The sequence below is a fragment of the Diaphorobacter sp. J5-51 genome (assembly GCF_001023515.1).
In the GTDB taxonomy this organism is placed as follows: domain Bacteria; phylum Pseudomonadota; class Gammaproteobacteria; order Burkholderiales; family Burkholderiaceae_C; genus Diaphorobacter; species Diaphorobacter nitroreducens.
This window is the reverse complement of the sequence record NZ_JSYI01000080.1, coordinates 17327-30673: the sequence shown is the minus strand read 5'-3', so window position 1 is coordinate 30673 and position 13347 is coordinate 17327. Positions and strand designations below refer to the sequence as shown.

Here is a 13347-nt window from a genome sequence, read left to right as displayed (position 1 = left end):
AAGTCGCTTCATTGCGCTTGACTTCGAAGACGGTTACTCAGTCGTTGGCGATGCCCTTGTCGCGGATCACCTGGCCCCAGCGGGTGTAGTCCTGCTGCACGCGCTGGCCCATCTGGGCGGGGTCCATGAAATGGGCAATGGCCCCGGCGCCCAGCAGGCGGTCCTGCACTTCCTTCTCGGCCAGGATCTGGCGCACCTCATGGGCCACGCGGTCCACGACGGCCTTGGGCGTGCCCGAGGGCGCCACCAAGCCGCCCCAGGACACGGCCTCGTAGCCCTTGAAGCCTTGCTCGGCAATGGTCTTCACATCGGGCACCACGCCCACGCGCTGGGGCGATCCCACGGCGATGGCGCGCAGCTTGCCGGCCTGGATGTGCGGCAGTGCGGCGATGAGGTCCGAGTACATCACGGGCACCTGGCCGCCGATGGTGTCGGTGATGGCAGGGGCGCTGCCCTTGTAGGGCACGTGCTGCATGTCGAAGCCGCCCATCTGCTTGAGCAGTTCCATGCTCAGGTGGCCGAAGCTGCCCGTGCCCGAGCTGGTGTAGTTCATCGGCACCTTCTGCGCCTTGGCATGCTGGATGAGCGAGCCCAGGTCGGTGACGTTGGGCAGCTGCGTGGGGTTCACCACGACCACGATGGGCAGGTCGTACACCATGGCCACGGGGGTGAAGTCCTTCACCGTGTCGTAGCCCGCCTTCTTGTACAGGTGCGGCGCCAGCAGCGTGGGGGTGGCCAGCATCATCAGCGTGTAGCCGTCGGCCGGGCTCTTGGCAACCTGTGCGGCAGCGATCGAGCCGGAGGCCCCCGCGCGGTTTTCCACCACCACGGGCTGCTTGAGCCGGTCGGCCAGCTTCTGGCCCACGATGCGCGAGGCCGTGTCGGTGGGGCCGCCCGCCGGGAAGGGGACGATCAGCTTGACCATCTTGTCGGGCCAGGCGGCCTGCGCCATGGCGCCGCCGGCCACACTGGCGAGCAGGGGCGCGGCGGCCAGGGCCAGTGCGGTGCGGCGGGTGATTGCAGAAAATTTCATGACGTCTCCTAGAATAAAAAATGGTTCCAGCGCTGACCCATCAAGCGCTGGCAGCTATCTTTTAGATAGCTCACTGCGGCGGCAGCGTGAGCACACCCTGCGCCTGCAAGGCCTGCAGCTGCTCATCGCTGAGCGCCAGCAGCCGGTGCAAGACCTCACGCGTGCCCTCTCCCAGCGTGGGCGGGGCATTGCGGATCGGTAGGCGCTGGCCGTCCAGCCGGTACGGCGGCGCGAACACCGGCGTGGTGCCCTCGACGGGGTGCGGCATGTCCTGCACCAGGCGGCCGCGGCGCGTGCGCTCGCTGGTCAGCGCTTCGTGCAGGCCTGCCACCTTGCCGCAGGGGATGCCGGCCGCGGTCAGGCGCTGCAGCAGCAGGTCGCGCGGGAAGGTGGCGATCAGCTCCTTGAGCATGGGACCCAGCTCCAGCCGGTGCTTGGCACGGTTCACGTTGGTGGCGAAGCGCGGGTCCTCGACGATGTCGGGCCGCTCGATCACCTGGCGGCAGAACTTGTCGAACTGCGCGTTGTTGCCCACCGCAATGATCAGCGGGCCGTCAGCGGACTCGTACATGCCGTACGGCACGATGGACGGGTGCGCGTTGCCGTAGCGCTCGGGGTCGTGCCCGAGCTTGAGCGCGTCCAGGCCGTAGTAGCCGGTGATGGTGAGGCCGCAGTCGTACAGCGCCATCTCGATCAGGCGCCCGCGCCCCGTTCTGCTGCGCTGGAACAGCGCCGCCAGCACGGCCTGGCCGGCGTACATGCCGGTCATCAGGTCCACCACGGCGACACCGAACTTCAGCGGCGGCGTGCCCGCCTCGCCGTTGAGCGCCATGAGGCCGGTCTCGCCCTGGATCACCAGGTCGTAGCCGGGGCGCTTGGCCTCGGGGCCGCTGGTGTCGTAGCCGGCTACGGCGCAGTAGATGAGGTCGGGCTTGAGGGCCTTGAGCTGCTCGTAGCCCAGGCCCAGCTTCTCGGCGCCACCGGTCTTGAAGTTGTGGATCACCACGTCGCACTGCGGCAGCAGCTCGTGGACGATCTTCAGCCCCTCGGGGCTTTGCAGGTCGAGGGTGATGGACCGCTTGTTGCGGTTCATGCTGTTGTAGTAGGTGGTCTCGGTCTTGCCGATGCGCATGCCCCAGTCGCGGGTATCGTCGCCGCGGCCCGGGTGTTCCACCTTGATGACCTCGGCCCCCAGGTCCGCCAGTACCTGGCCGCACAGCGGCCCGGCGAACACGCGGGAAAGATCAAGCACCCTCACGCCGTCGAGCGGAAAGTCGATGTCGTGGGTCGGTGCGTTGGATGCCATGGGCTTGTCTCCTTGGATATCGGCCAATACGAAAATCAGTGCGCGCCGCGCAGTTTCGTGTAGTCGGGTGCGCGCTTTTCCAGAAAGGCCCCGATGCCCTCGCGCGATTCGGCGGTCTCCTGCGCACGCACCATGCACTGCGCCTCCAGCTCCAGCTGCTGCTCCAGCGTGGTGCGCGGCGCGGCGCGGCACAGCTCCTTGATGCGGGCCATGGTCCACGCGGGGCCGCTGGCCACCTGCGCGGCCAGCGCCACCGCATCGGCCAGTGCCTGGCCGGGCTCGGACAGCCGGTTCACCGGGCCAAGCTGGTGCATGCGCTCGCCGCTGATGCGCTCACCCGTCAGGCACAGCTCGGTCAGCACCTGGCGCGAGACGAACTCGGCCAGGAAAGCCGTGGCGCCGCCGTCGGGCGTGAGGCCCACCTTGACGTAGGCCACGGAGAACACCGCATTCTTTGCCGCCACCAGCATGTCGCAGGCCAGCGCCAGCGACAGGCCGGCGCCCGCGGCCGCGCCCTCCACCGCTGCGATCACGGGCTTGGGGCAGTCGCGCACGGCGCGGATCAGGTCGTGCAGGCCTTCCAGCTTGGCACGGCGCTCCGCGATGGGCAGCTCGCGGCGCTTGGCCAGCTGGCGCAGATCGCCCCCTGCGCAGAAGTGCCCGCCCTCGCCGGTCAGCACCACGGCGCCGATGGCGGGGTCTGCCACGGCGTCCACCAGGGCCTGGGTGACGGCGGCATAGAACGCGGGCGACAACGCATTGCGCGCCGCCACATTGTTGTGGGACAACACGAGCACGGCGCCTTCGCGGCGGGTGCGCAGGACGCCGTCTGGCGCGCCATCCAGGGTTTTGTCGGTCACGGGCATCTCCTATGCTATTTATTTTGTAGCTATCCGCGCTTGATGCGCAATGGCTCGTGGCTATTTTTATGCTTAACCCCCTCTTCCAACGAAGAAGGGGCTCCAGAGACCCGCCTCAGGCCGCCAGGGCCATGAAGCGCTGCAGGTGGTGGTCCTCGTCGCCAAACTGGTGGTCAATCATCACCAGGCGCTTGGCGTAGTGCGCCAGGGGCAGCTCCCAGGTCATGCCGATGCCGCCGTGCAGCTGGATGCTCTCCTCGGCCACCAGCGTGCCCACGTAGCCCACGGTGTACTTGGCGGCGGACAGCGCCCGGTCGCGCGCGGCCCCCTGGGCGTTGTCGATGGCGTCGGCGGCGTTGATCACGGCCGAGCGCGCCTGCTCGACTTCCAGCAGCAGGTCGGCCATGCGGTGCTGCAGGGCCTGGAAGGTGCCGATGGCCACGCCGAACTGCTTGCGCGTGCGCAGGTATTCCAGCGTCTGGTCCTTGGCCACGTCCATCGCGCCCAGCGACTCGGCGGACAGCGCCAGCAGCGCATAGCCCGCGATGTGCTGCAGCACGGCGTGGCCCTCGCCCTCGGCGCCCAGCAGCGCATCGGCCGGCAATTGCACATTGTTGAAGGTGAGTTCGGCGGCACGGCCGCCCTCGAAGCGGTTGTAGGCGCGCTTGGCGATGCCGGCCGCATTGCCATCGACCAGAAACAGGCTGATGCCCGCCTCGTCCAGCGGCCCGCAGGCCGTGCGTGCCGAGACCAGCAGCAGGTCGGCCTTTTCGCCGAAGGCGACCACGCCCTTGGCGCCGTTCAGCTCCCAGCCGCTGGCCGTGCGTGCGGCAGTGGTGGTCACGCGGTTCAGCTCGTAGTGGCCGCCGGGCTCGTCATGCGCCAGCGCGGCGATGGCGGTGCCGGCCACAAGGTCTTCCAGCCGCGCCTTCTGTGCGTCGCTGCCCGCGGCAATCAGCGCCTGGCCCACCACCAGCGCGCCCAGCAGGGGTTCGGCCACCAGGCCGCGGCCCAGGCTCTCGAACACCACGCTGATGTCAAAGCCCGCGCCGCCAAAGCCGCCTTCGGACTCGGGGAACAACGCGCCGATGGCGCCCAGTTCGGCCAGCTGCGCATACAGCTGCGGGCTGTGGCCCTCGTCGCCATAGGCGATGCGGTTGCGCGCCTCGATGGCGTACTGCTCGGAGACGAAGCGGCCGAGCGTGTCCGCCAGCATGCGGCGGTCTTCGGTGTGTGCGAAGTTCATGTGCTTTTCTTCCCGCGCGATCAGGTCACAGGCCCAGGATCATCTTGGAGATGATGTTCTTCTGGATTTCGTTGGAGCCGCCGAAGATCGACAGCTTGCGGTAGTTGAAGTAGCTGGCCGCGGCGGTGGCGGCCTCGTCGATGCCGCCCACGGGCGCCTCGTTCCAGCCCTCGTACTGGGCCTCGTCGATGTAGGGCACGGCATACGGCCCCATGGCGCGGCGGATCAGCGACAGGATTTCCTGTCGGATCTCGGTGCCGCGGATCTTCAGCATGGAGCTTTCCGCACCGGGCACGCCGCCGCCGGCCACGGCGGCGATCACGCGCAGGTTGGTGGTCTTCATGTTTTCCAGGTCGATCTCCACGCGGGCCATGCGGGCGGCGAACAGCGGGTCCTGGCTCAAAGGCTTGCCGTTCTTGTGCACCTTGGCGGCGATGACCTTGAGCTTGGCCAGCGCCGAGATGCAAAAGCCCACGCCGGCGATGCCGGTGCGCTCATAGGTCAGCAGGTACTTGGCGTAGGTCCAGCCCTTGTTCTCTTCGCCGACCAGGTTTTCCACGGGCACCTTCACATCGGTGAAGAAGACTTCGTTGACTTCCTTGTCGCCGTCCAGCGTGCGGATGGGGCGCAGCTCCACGCCGGGCGCCGTCATGTCCACCAGCAGGAAGCTGATACCGGCCTGCGCCTTGGCTTCCTTGTTGGTGCGCACCAGGCAAAAGATCATGTTGGCGTGTTGGCCCTGGGTGGTCCAGGTCTTTTGCCCGTTGACGATGTAGTGGTCGCCTGTTTCGTCAGTGACTCGCACTGCCGTGGTCTTGACCGAGGCCAGATCCGAGCCCGCGCCAGGCTCCGAATAGCCCTGGCACCACCAGTCATCGCCGTTCAGGATGCGGGGCAGCCAGTACTTCTTTTGCTGCTCGTTGCCGTACTTGATCAGCACCGGGCCGAGCATGTTCACGCCAAACGGCACGATGCGCGGGCCGCCGGCCAGCGCGCATTCGGTGTCGAAGATGAACTTCTGCACCGCGCCCCAGCCGGGGCCGCCGTGCTCCTGGGGCCAGTGGTTGGCCAGCCAGCCGCGCTCGTTGAGGATGGCGTGCCATTCCTCCTGGTCTTCCTTGGTCAGGCGCTGGCCGGCCTTGACCTTGGCGGCGATGCGCGCGGGCAGCTTGTCTTTCAGGAACGCACGCACTTCGTCGCGAAATGCCTGCTCCTCGGGGGTGAATTGCAGATCCATGGGAGTCTCTTCAGAAAATTTCAAACAGCCCGGCCGCGCCCTGGCCGCCGCCGATGCACATGGTCACCACGGCCCATTTCACGGACGGGTCCTTGGCCTTGCGGCGCTGGCCTTCCAGCAAGACGTGGCCGGCCAGCCGCGCGCCCGTCATACCGAACGGGTGGCCGATGGAAATCGCGCCGCCGTTGACGTTCAGCCGCTCCATGGGAATGCCGAGCTGCCGCTGGCAGTACAGGGCCTGCGAGGCAAAGGCCTCGTTCAGCTCCCACAGGGCGATGTCTTCGACCTTCAGGCCCGCACGCTCCAGCAGGCGGGGCACGGCAAACACGGGGCCAATGCCCATTTCGTCGGGCTCGCAGCCCGCCACAGCAAAGCCGCGGAACGCGCCCAGGGCCTGCAGGCCGCGGCGCTCGGCCTCTTTCGCTTCCATCATCACGCAGGCGGCCGAGCCGTCTGACAACTGCGAGGCATTGCCCGCCGTGACGAACTTGCCCGCGCCCTTCACGGGCTCCAGCTTGGCCAGGCCCTCCAGCGTGGTGCCGGGGCGGTTGCAGTTGTCCATGGTGGCGACCACCTCGCGGTAGGTCACCTCGCCGGTTTCCTTGTTCTTCTCGGCCATGGTGGTGGCGCAGGGCACGATCTCGTTGTCGAACACGCCACTGGCCTGCGCGGCCGCCGTGCGCTGCTGGCTCTGCAGCGAAAACGCGTCCTGGTCCTCGCGCGTGATGCCATAGCGCTGGGCCACCACGTCGGCGGTGTCGATCATCTCCATGAACAGCGCGGGCTTGTGCTCCACCAACCAGGGGTCCAGGTGCGAGGCGCCGCTGCGGCCGGCGGGGTTCATGAGCGAGATGCTCTCCACGCCGCCGGCGACCATGGCCGGCACGCCCTCCAGCACGATGCGGCCTGCGGCCACGGCGATCGCCTGCAGGCCCGAGGAGCAGAAGCGGTTGATCACCGTGCCGCCCACCGTCACCGGCAGGCCGGCGCGCAGCGCAGTCTGGCGGCCGATGTTGCGGCCGGTGGTGCCCTCGGGGTAGCCACAGCCCCAGACCAGGTCTTCGATCAGGCCGGGGTCGATGCCGGCGCGCTGCACGGCGGCCTGCACCGAGAAGGCCCCCAGCTGGGCGCCCGGGGTTTGGTTGAATTCGCCGCGGTGCGACTTGGTGAGCGGCGTGCGGGCGGTGGAAACGATGACGGCTTCGCGCATGGCGGGTCTCCTGGGTGTCTCGGGATGCTGTGTTTTTGATAGCTGCTAGCGCTTGATTCACGGGGCTTTCAACATGAAAACCCTTTGAAATCATTGAAATACAAGCGCTGGCAGCTCCTGTTTTTGATAATCGGCCAGAGAATCAAGCTGCCTTGTTCAGGCTGTCGAAGTTGCGGCCCTCGGCCACCAGCTGTTCCAGCAGCGGCGCGGGCTTCCAGAACAGCGGGTCTTCCTTAGCGAAGGCGCGGATGTCGGCCAGCACCTTGTCCAGGCCCGTCATGTCGGCCCACTTCATCGGGCCGCCGCGCCAGCGCGGAAAACCGTAGCCGGACAGGAAGGTCACGTCCACATCCAGCGGGCGCAGGGCAATGCCCTCTTGCACCACCTTGGCGCCTTCGTTGACCATGGCAGCCATGTAGCGGCGCATGATCTCGTCGGCCGTGAATGGGCGCGGCGTGATGCCCTTCTTGGCGCGCTCGGCGTCCACGATGGCCAGCACCTCGGGGTCGGGCTGGCCCACGCGGGCGCCCTGCGGGTAGAGGTAAAAGCCCCGGCCGGTCTTCTGGCCGAACCAGCCGCGCTCGCAGACGCGGTCGGCCACCTCGACGTAGCGGGCCTGAGGGTCGCGCGTGGCGGCGCGCCGCTTGCGCGTGGCCCAGCCGATGTCGCCACCGGCCAGGTCGGTCACCTGGAACGGGCCCATCGCAAAGCCGAAGCCGCGCACGGCCTCGTCGATCTCGTAGGGGCTGGCGCCGTCTTCCATCAGGTAGTCAGCCGCCTGCTTGTACACGGCCAGGATGCGGTTGCCGATGAAGCCGTCGCACACGCCGGCGCGCACGGGCACCTTCTTCATCTTCTTGGCCAGCGCGAAGGCGGTGGTCACCACGTCGGGCGCCACCTTGGCGGGCACCACGATCTCCAGCAGCTTCATGATGTTCGCCGGGCTGAAGAAATGCAGGCCGATCACATCCTGCGGGCGCGAGGTGGCGGCGGCAATCGCGTCGATGTCCAGGTACGAGGTGTTGGTGGCCAGCACCGCGCCCGGCTTGCAGACGCGGTCCAGCTCCTTGAACACGGCCTTCTTGACCTCCAGGTCCTCGAACACGGCCTCGATCACCAGGTCCACATCGGCGATGTCGTCGTAGCGGGTGCTGGGCGTATAGCGCGCCAGGATGGCGGCCTTGCCTTCCGCGGTCATGCGGCCCTTGGCGATCAGGCCGTCGTAGACCTTCTCGACGTTCTTCTGGCCGCGCGCGATGGATTCGGCGTCGCGCTCGATCATGGTCACGGTGAGGCCGGCGTCCAGCGCGGCCACGGTGATGCCTGCGCCCATGGTGCCGCCGCCGATGATGGCGATCTTGGCAAAGTGGCGCGGCGCGGCGGCCTGCGCCTCGGGGATCTTGGCGGTCTCGCGCTCGGCGAAGAACGCGTGCACCAGGCCCTGGCGCTGCGGGCTGTTCAGGCATTCGACGAACAGCGCGCGCTCCTTGGCGATGCCCTCGTCGAACGGCAGCTCCACAGCGGCGCGCACGCATTCCACGATCTTGCCGGGCGAGAACAGGCCGCGGGTCTTCTTGGCGGTCTCAAGCGCCAGCGCGTCCAGCTCGGCCAGCGCGGCGGCCTGGTCGGCAATCTTCAGGTCCCGCGTGCGGCGCGGCTGCGCGCCCTGGGCCAGCAGCTCGTTGGCGTAGGCCAGGCCGGCGGCCACGGGGTCGGTGCCTTCGACCAGTCGGTCCACCAGGCCCGCCGCGGCGGCGGCCTTGGCGCTCAAATGCTTGCCGCTGAGCATCAGCTCGGCTGCCGCCTTCACGCCCATCAGGCGCGGCGCGCGCTGGGTGCCGCCGGCGCCGGGCAGCAAGCCCAGGTTCACCTCGGGCAGGCCCAGGCTGGCCGCGGGCAAGGCCAGGCGGTAGTGCGCGGACAGCGCCACTTCCAGCCCGCCGCCCAGCGCGGCGCCGTGGATGGCGGCGACCACCAGCTTGCCGCAGGACTCCAGGCGGTTGCACACCTCGGGCAGCGACGGCGGCACCGGGGGCTTGCCGAACTCGCGGATGTCGGCACCGGCGATGAAGGCCTTGCCCTCGCCCACGATCAGCAGGGCGCGCACGGCGGCATCGCCCTCGGCCTGCTCCACCGCGGCCAGCAAGCCGGCGCGCACCGCCTGCCCCAGGGCATTGACGGGCGGGTTGTTGATGCTGACCACCAGCACCGCGCCTTCGCGGCGGGTCTGGACTTCAGGGGCCTGGGCGGCAGGGCTCATGCGTACGTCTCCGGTGTCTCGTAACGGAAAAGTCGCATTCTTGTTCTGATAATGGTTCTTTACAATCCACAGTCAAATTGACAGAGCGTCAAATCCTTTTGAACAAATACCTACCTTCCACCGGAGCCTGACATGGACCTGAATGCCCTGACCCTGCTGGTGGAGATCGTGGACAGCGGCAACCTGAGCCAGGCCGCGCGCAAGCTGAAGATGACCCGCGCCAACGTCAGCTACCACCTGGCGCAGCTGGAGAAGTCGCTGGGCGTGCAGCTGGTCAAGCGCACCACGCGCCGCGTGGAGCCCACCGAGCTGGGGCTGCGCCTGTATGAACATGGCCGCAATGTGCGCAACGAACTGGCCGCCGCACAGGAGACCATCACCAGCCTGGGCCAGGAGCTGCGCGGGCGCGTGGGCATCAGCGTGCCCAGCGGCTACGGCCAGATGGTGATGAGCGACTGGCTGATCGAGTTCAAGCAGCTGTACCCGGGCATCGTGCTGGACGTGCTGTTCGAGAACCGCGCCGACAACCTGCGCGACGAGGTGGACATCGCCATCCGCGTGATCCAGGAGCCGCCGCTGTCGGTGGTGGCGCGCAGCCTGGGCGACGTGCGCTATGTGGCCTGCGCATCGCTGGACTACGCCGCCCGCCACGGCCTGCCGCGCACGCTGCTGGAGCTGCGCAATGCCCCGGTGATCACGGCCGGCGTGATGGGGCGCCAGTTGCGCCTGGCGGCCTACCAGGGGCTGGAGCGGCAAGAGGTGATGCTGGAGCCCACGCTGATCTCAGAGCACTTTCCCTTCCTGCGCCAGGGTGTGTTGGCGGGCTTGGGCGTGGGCGTGGTGCCGGACTATGTGGTGCAGGACAAGATCGCCAGCGGCGAGGTGCTGACCACGCTGCAGGACTACCGGCTGAGCATCTTCGGCACCCACATGTACCTGCTGTACATGCCCAACCGGCACCAGACGCGCGCGGTGCGCACCTGCATCGACTTCCTGTTGGCCAAGGCCGGCCGCAGTGCGCTGCCGCCCGCCCCGCAGGCGGCGCCAGAGACAGCAGCGACCGGCGGTTGATCGCCGGTCGGGTTCAGCGCGGCCCCCAGCGCCCGCCGCCGCGGTACCAGCCCTGCGGGCCCTGTTGCCAGCGGTAGGGGTGCCACACGTGGCCGCGGTGCGGCGGCACGGCCCAGTAGCCCGGCGTCCATACATAGCGCCCGCCACCCCAGCCCCAGTAACCGTTGATCCACACATGCACCGGCGAGGGCGCGACAGGAATCACCTCGGTGCGCAGCGGCGGCGGGGGCGCCGGCGCATACACCACCTCGCCCTGCGGCACGACGGGATACGCCGGCGCCACCACGCAGCCGGTCAGTGCCGCGATGGCGCTGGCGAGCGCCACGGCTGGCAGCACGCGGCGCATGCCCAGAGAAACAGGGAAGTTCATCGTCATGGCGCATTCCTGGCAGTCATGCTTTTACAACGCAAAAGCCCCTGCCGGTTGTTGACAGGGGCTTGTGAAGCGAAGGTAAAGACCGTGCGCTGGATCAGGCGCTCGGGCTGTTTTGCAGTGCGGCCACGCGCTCCTCGATGGGCGGGTGCGAGCTGAACAGCTTGCCGATGTTGCCCGTGATGCCCATGGCCTGCAGGCTCGGGGGCATGGCGCCCGGGCGCATGCCGCCCAGACGGCGCAGCGCGTTGATCATGGGCTGCTTGCGCCCCATGAGCTGGGCGGCGCCGGCGTCGGCGCGGAACTCGCGCTGGCGCGAGAACCAGGCCACGATGATGGCAGCCAGGAAGCCCAGCACGATGTCCAGCACGATGGTGGTGATCATGTAGCCGATGCCGGGGCCCGAGCTGTTCTCGTCGTTCCTGCGCAGGAAGCTGTCCACCGCGTAGCCGATCACGCGCGACAGGAACACCACGAAGGTGTTCATCACGCCCTGGATCAGCGCCATGGTGACCATGTCTCCATTGGCCACGTGCGCGACCTCGTGGCCGATCACGGCCTCGACCTCCTCGCGCGTCATGCCCTGCAAGAGACCCGTGGAGACGGCGACCAGGGCCGAGTTCTTGAACGCGCCCGTGGCGAAGGCATTGGGCTCGCCCTCGTAAATGCCGACTTCGGGCATCTGGATGCCAGCCTTTTCGGAGAAGCGGCGCACGGTCTCGACGATCCAGGCCTCGTCGGCATTGCGCGGCGCGTTGATGATCTGCACGCCCATGCTCATCTTGGCCATGGGCTTGCTCATGAGCAGCGAGATGATGGCGCCGCCAAAACCCATGATGAAGGCAAAGCCCAGCAGGGCGCCCAGGTTCAGGCCGTTGGCCGTCAGGTAGCGGTTCACCCCCAGCAGGCTGGCAACGATGCCCAGCACCACCACGACGGCGACGTTGGTCAGCAAAAAGAGCGCAATGCGTTTCATCGATGGCTTCTCCGTGGAAAGCGACGGTAAGGCCGCGGACAGGCGCGGCGGGCAGAAAACAAGTTGGGGATGGAGCGCGGCGCTTCAAGCCGCGCGGGCAGCGAAGGGTGCGCCTGTTGTGGTTGCATTATGCGACGCGCGCGCTGCGGAAAACGAGGGAGTCATCATAGAAGCAAAAGTTCTCGTTCTCGGGCCACCAGCCCGGCACACCCAGAATCGGCAGGGGATTGAACGGCTTGGCCGCGAGCCATGGCGCGCTGAGGTCTCGCGCCAGCGCCTGGTCCGCCATTGCTTCGTTTTTGATAGCTGTCTGCGCTTGATAGACGTGCGCTGTGATCGATTTTCGGGGTGAAACCAGTTTTTCCAGCAGGGCATGGCCCAGGACCAGCAGCCGCGCCTGCCGCCACAGCGGGCGCAGTTCCACGCACAGCCGGCGCCACTGGCGCGCGGCCAGGGCTTCGTGCAGGGGTTGCGGCGCCAGCAGCACGGCGCCGTTCTCGTCGAACACCGTGACCGCGTCACGCAGCGGCCCGCGCACCGCGCCCACGCCCTGCGCAGCGATGGCGCGGGCCTGCAAGTCGTTGAGGCGCCGCTTGGTAGCCGGGTAGTGCAGCCAGATCAGGCCGTTGAAGAAGTCATGCAGGTTGTCGCGCGTGGGCACGCGGCGCTGGCCATGGACGAACTGTTCATAGGCCTCGCCCACTGGGAGTGCCTGCTGCGGCGCAAAGCGAATACCCGGCGCCAGCCCTGCGCCGTCCATGGCAGCGTTGAGCGCGTCGGCCACGCAGGCGCCGGCCTGCACGCGCGCCGCCACCTGTGGCCCCAGCACCGCCAGCGGCGCAAGCCAGGGGCGTTGCCAGTCGATGGCCGCCAACGCCTGCGCGGCGGAGAGTTCGCTCACGTGCTGGCCGGCCCACCGGCGGGCGGGGCCGGAGCACGCGCCGCGCGCTTGTCGCGCACGGCCACGCGCGAGGTGCCCTCGTCGCGGAACTCGAAGGCCTGCGTGGCCGCCAGCAGCTTGGACAGCGAGGCATAACCGTAATTGCGGGCATCGAACGAGGTCTTGTTGCCAATCTGTGTGCCCACCGCGCCCACGCGGCCCCAGCCGGTTTCGTCCGCGCACGCCTGCACGGCATCACGCAGCAGGTTCATGAGGCGCGTGTCCTGGCGCAGTTGGGCCGTGGGCACGCGCAGCGTTGCGGGGCACAGCGGCACGCCGGGGGCGGGCACATCCTCGGTCTTGGCGGGGGCGGGGGCGGGGGCGGGGGCGGGTTGCGCGGGCGCGGCCGTGGCCTCGGGCTGCGCCGGCAGGGGTGCGCCCTCGGCGTCTTCCTCGCTGACCAGCGACTCCAGGTACAGGAAACGCGAGCAGGCGTTCACGAAAGGCTTGGGCGTCTGCGCGGCGCCAAAGCCGTACACCGCCGAGCCCTTGGCCCGCAGGTGCATGACCAAGGGGGTGAAGTCAGCGTCGGACGACACGAGGCCGAACGCGTCGGGCCGCTCTGAATAGAGCAGTTCCATCGCGTCCACCGTCATCGCCATGTCGGTGGCGTTCTTGCGCTTGGAGTAGTCGAACTGCTGGATCGGTCGGATGGCGAACTCCAGCAGCCGCTGCTGCCAGCCGCCCAGGCCGGACTTGGTCCAGTTGCCGTAGGCGCGGCGCACGTTGATTTCGCCCAGCGTGGACAGCTCAGTGAGGATCTCGTCGATCTTGTCGGCCGGTGCGTTGTCGGCGTCGATCAGCAGCGCAATGCGCAATTGGCGTTCCGCCATGG

Annotated in this window: 12 protein-coding genes; 1 reads left to right on the top strand and 11 read right to left on the bottom strand. The window is 68.1% G+C overall.

From position 1 onward, the window contains the following. Positions 1–37: 37 nt before the first annotated feature. The 7 genes from OX89_RS11500 to OX89_RS11470 all read right to left on the bottom strand — a co-directional run bounded on the left by OX89_RS11500 (position 38) and on the right by OX89_RS11470 (position 9152). Entirely contained in the window at positions 38–1033 is a 996-nt protein-coding gene (locus OX89_RS11500; RefSeq protein WP_011806824.1) for a tripartite tricarboxylate transporter substrate binding protein, read from the bottom strand. 70 nt (positions 1034–1103) lie between these two features. Next, the gene (locus OX89_RS11495) at positions 1104–2339 is read right to left on the bottom strand and encodes a CaiB/BaiF CoA-transferase family protein (protein WP_047350714.1); all 1236 of its coding nucleotides are present in this window, start codon (positions 2337–2339) and stop codon (positions 1104–1106) included. Between the two features lie 35 nt (positions 2340–2374). Next, complete coding sequence (locus OX89_RS11490; protein WP_047350713.1) at positions 2375–3205, bottom strand: oxepin-CoA hydrolase, alternative type; 831 nt, start codon at positions 3203–3205, stop codon at positions 2375–2377. A 109-nt stretch (positions 3206–3314) separates the two neighbouring features. Beyond that, positions 3315–4445 carry an acyl-CoA dehydrogenase family protein gene (locus OX89_RS11485; RefSeq protein WP_047350712.1) on the bottom strand — a complete coding sequence of 377 codons (1131 nt, stop codon included), beginning with the start codon at positions 4443–4445 and terminating at the stop codon, positions 3315–3317. Positions 4446–4470: 25 nt separating this feature from the next. Next, positions 4471–5682, bottom strand: coding sequence for an acyl-CoA dehydrogenase family protein (locus tag OX89_RS11480; protein ID WP_011806828.1), 1212 nt, complete (start codon positions 5680–5682; stop codon positions 4471–4473). Positions 5683–5692: 10 nt separating this feature from the next. Next, positions 5693–6892, bottom strand: a complete 1200-nt coding sequence (locus tag OX89_RS11475) for an acetyl-CoA C-acyltransferase (RefSeq protein ID WP_011806829.1) — start codon at positions 6890–6892, stop codon at positions 5693–5695. Positions 6893–7034: 142 nt separating this feature from the next. After that, the gene (locus OX89_RS11470) at positions 7035–9152 is read right to left on the bottom strand and encodes a 3-hydroxyacyl-CoA dehydrogenase NAD-binding domain-containing protein (RefSeq protein WP_047350711.1); all 2118 of its coding nucleotides are present in this window, start codon (positions 9150–9152) and stop codon (positions 7035–7037) included. A gap of 132 nt (positions 9153–9284) precedes the next feature. Between OX89_RS11470 and OX89_RS11465 the strand changes: the two genes are divergently transcribed. Then, positions 9285–10223 (top strand): LysR family transcriptional regulator, encoded by a 939-nt coding sequence (locus OX89_RS11465; RefSeq protein WP_011806831.1) that lies wholly within the window; start codon positions 9285–9287, stop codon positions 10221–10223. 13 nt (positions 10224–10236) lie between these two features. Here the strand turns inward: OX89_RS11465 and OX89_RS11460 are convergent, their stop codons facing one another. The 4 genes from OX89_RS11460 to OX89_RS11445 form a co-directional block, all read right to left on the bottom strand. Further along, positions 10237–10599 (bottom strand): YXWGXW repeat-containing protein, encoded by a 363-nt coding sequence (locus OX89_RS11460; protein WP_047350710.1) that lies wholly within the window; start codon positions 10597–10599, stop codon positions 10237–10239. 94 nt (positions 10600–10693) lie between these two features. After that, the gene (gene htpX, locus OX89_RS11455; protein WP_047350709.1) at positions 10694–11572 is read right to left on the bottom strand and encodes a protease HtpX; all 879 of its coding nucleotides are present in this window, start codon (positions 11570–11572) and stop codon (positions 10694–10696) included. A 127-nt stretch (positions 11573–11699) separates the two neighbouring features. Next, on the bottom strand, positions 11700–12473 hold the full coding sequence (locus OX89_RS11450; RefSeq protein WP_047350708.1) for a DUF3025 domain-containing protein: 774 nt from the start codon (positions 12471–12473) through the stop codon (positions 11700–11702). Next, positions 12470–13345: an NYN domain-containing protein gene (locus tag OX89_RS11445; RefSeq protein WP_047350707.1), complete on the bottom strand. Its 876-nt coding sequence runs from the start codon at positions 13343–13345 to the stop codon at positions 12470–12472. The genes OX89_RS11450 and OX89_RS11445 overlap by 4 nt, the downstream gene beginning before the upstream one ends. Positions 13346–13347: the final 2 nt, after the last annotated feature.

What these genes read in the sequence shown, in the direction of transcription:
- OX89_RS11500 (WP_011806824.1), bottom strand. Translation starts at nt 1,033, where the DNA reads ATGAAATTTTCTGCAATCACCCGCCGCACCGCACTGGCCCTGGCCGCC.
- OX89_RS11495 (WP_047350714.1), bottom strand. Translation starts at nt 2,339, where the DNA reads ATGGCATCCAACGCACCGACCCACGACATCGACTTTCCGCTCGACGGC.
- OX89_RS11490 (WP_047350713.1), bottom strand. Translation starts at nt 3,205, where the DNA reads ATGCCCGTGACCGACAAAACCCTGGATGGCGCGCCAGACGGCGTCCTG.
- OX89_RS11485 (WP_047350712.1), bottom strand. Translation starts at nt 4,445, where the DNA reads ATGAACTTCGCACACACCGAAGACCGCCGCATGCTGGCGGACACGCTC.
- OX89_RS11480 (WP_011806828.1), bottom strand. Translation starts at nt 5,682, where the DNA reads ATGGATCTGCAATTCACCCCCGAGGAGCAGGCATTTCGCGACGAAGTG.
- OX89_RS11475 (WP_011806829.1), bottom strand. Translation starts at nt 6,892, where the DNA reads ATGCGCGAAGCCGTCATCGTTTCCACCGCCCGCACGCCGCTCACCAAG.
- OX89_RS11470 (WP_047350711.1), bottom strand. Translation starts at nt 9,152, where the DNA reads ATGAGCCCTGCCGCCCAGGCCCCTGAAGTCCAGACCCGCCGCGAAGGC.
- OX89_RS11465 (WP_011806831.1), top strand. Translation starts at nt 9,285, where the DNA reads ATGGACCTGAATGCCCTGACCCTGCTGGTGGAGATCGTGGACAGCGGC.
- OX89_RS11460 (WP_047350710.1), bottom strand. Translation starts at nt 10,599, where the DNA reads ATGACGATGAACTTCCCTGTTTCTCTGGGCATGCGCCGCGTGCTGCCA.
- htpX (WP_047350709.1), bottom strand. Translation starts at nt 11,572, where the DNA reads ATGAAACGCATTGCGCTCTTTTTGCTGACCAACGTCGCCGTCGTGGTG.
- OX89_RS11445 (WP_047350707.1), bottom strand. Translation starts at nt 13,345, where the DNA reads ATGGCGGAACGCCAATTGCGCATTGCGCTGCTGATCGACGCCGACAAC.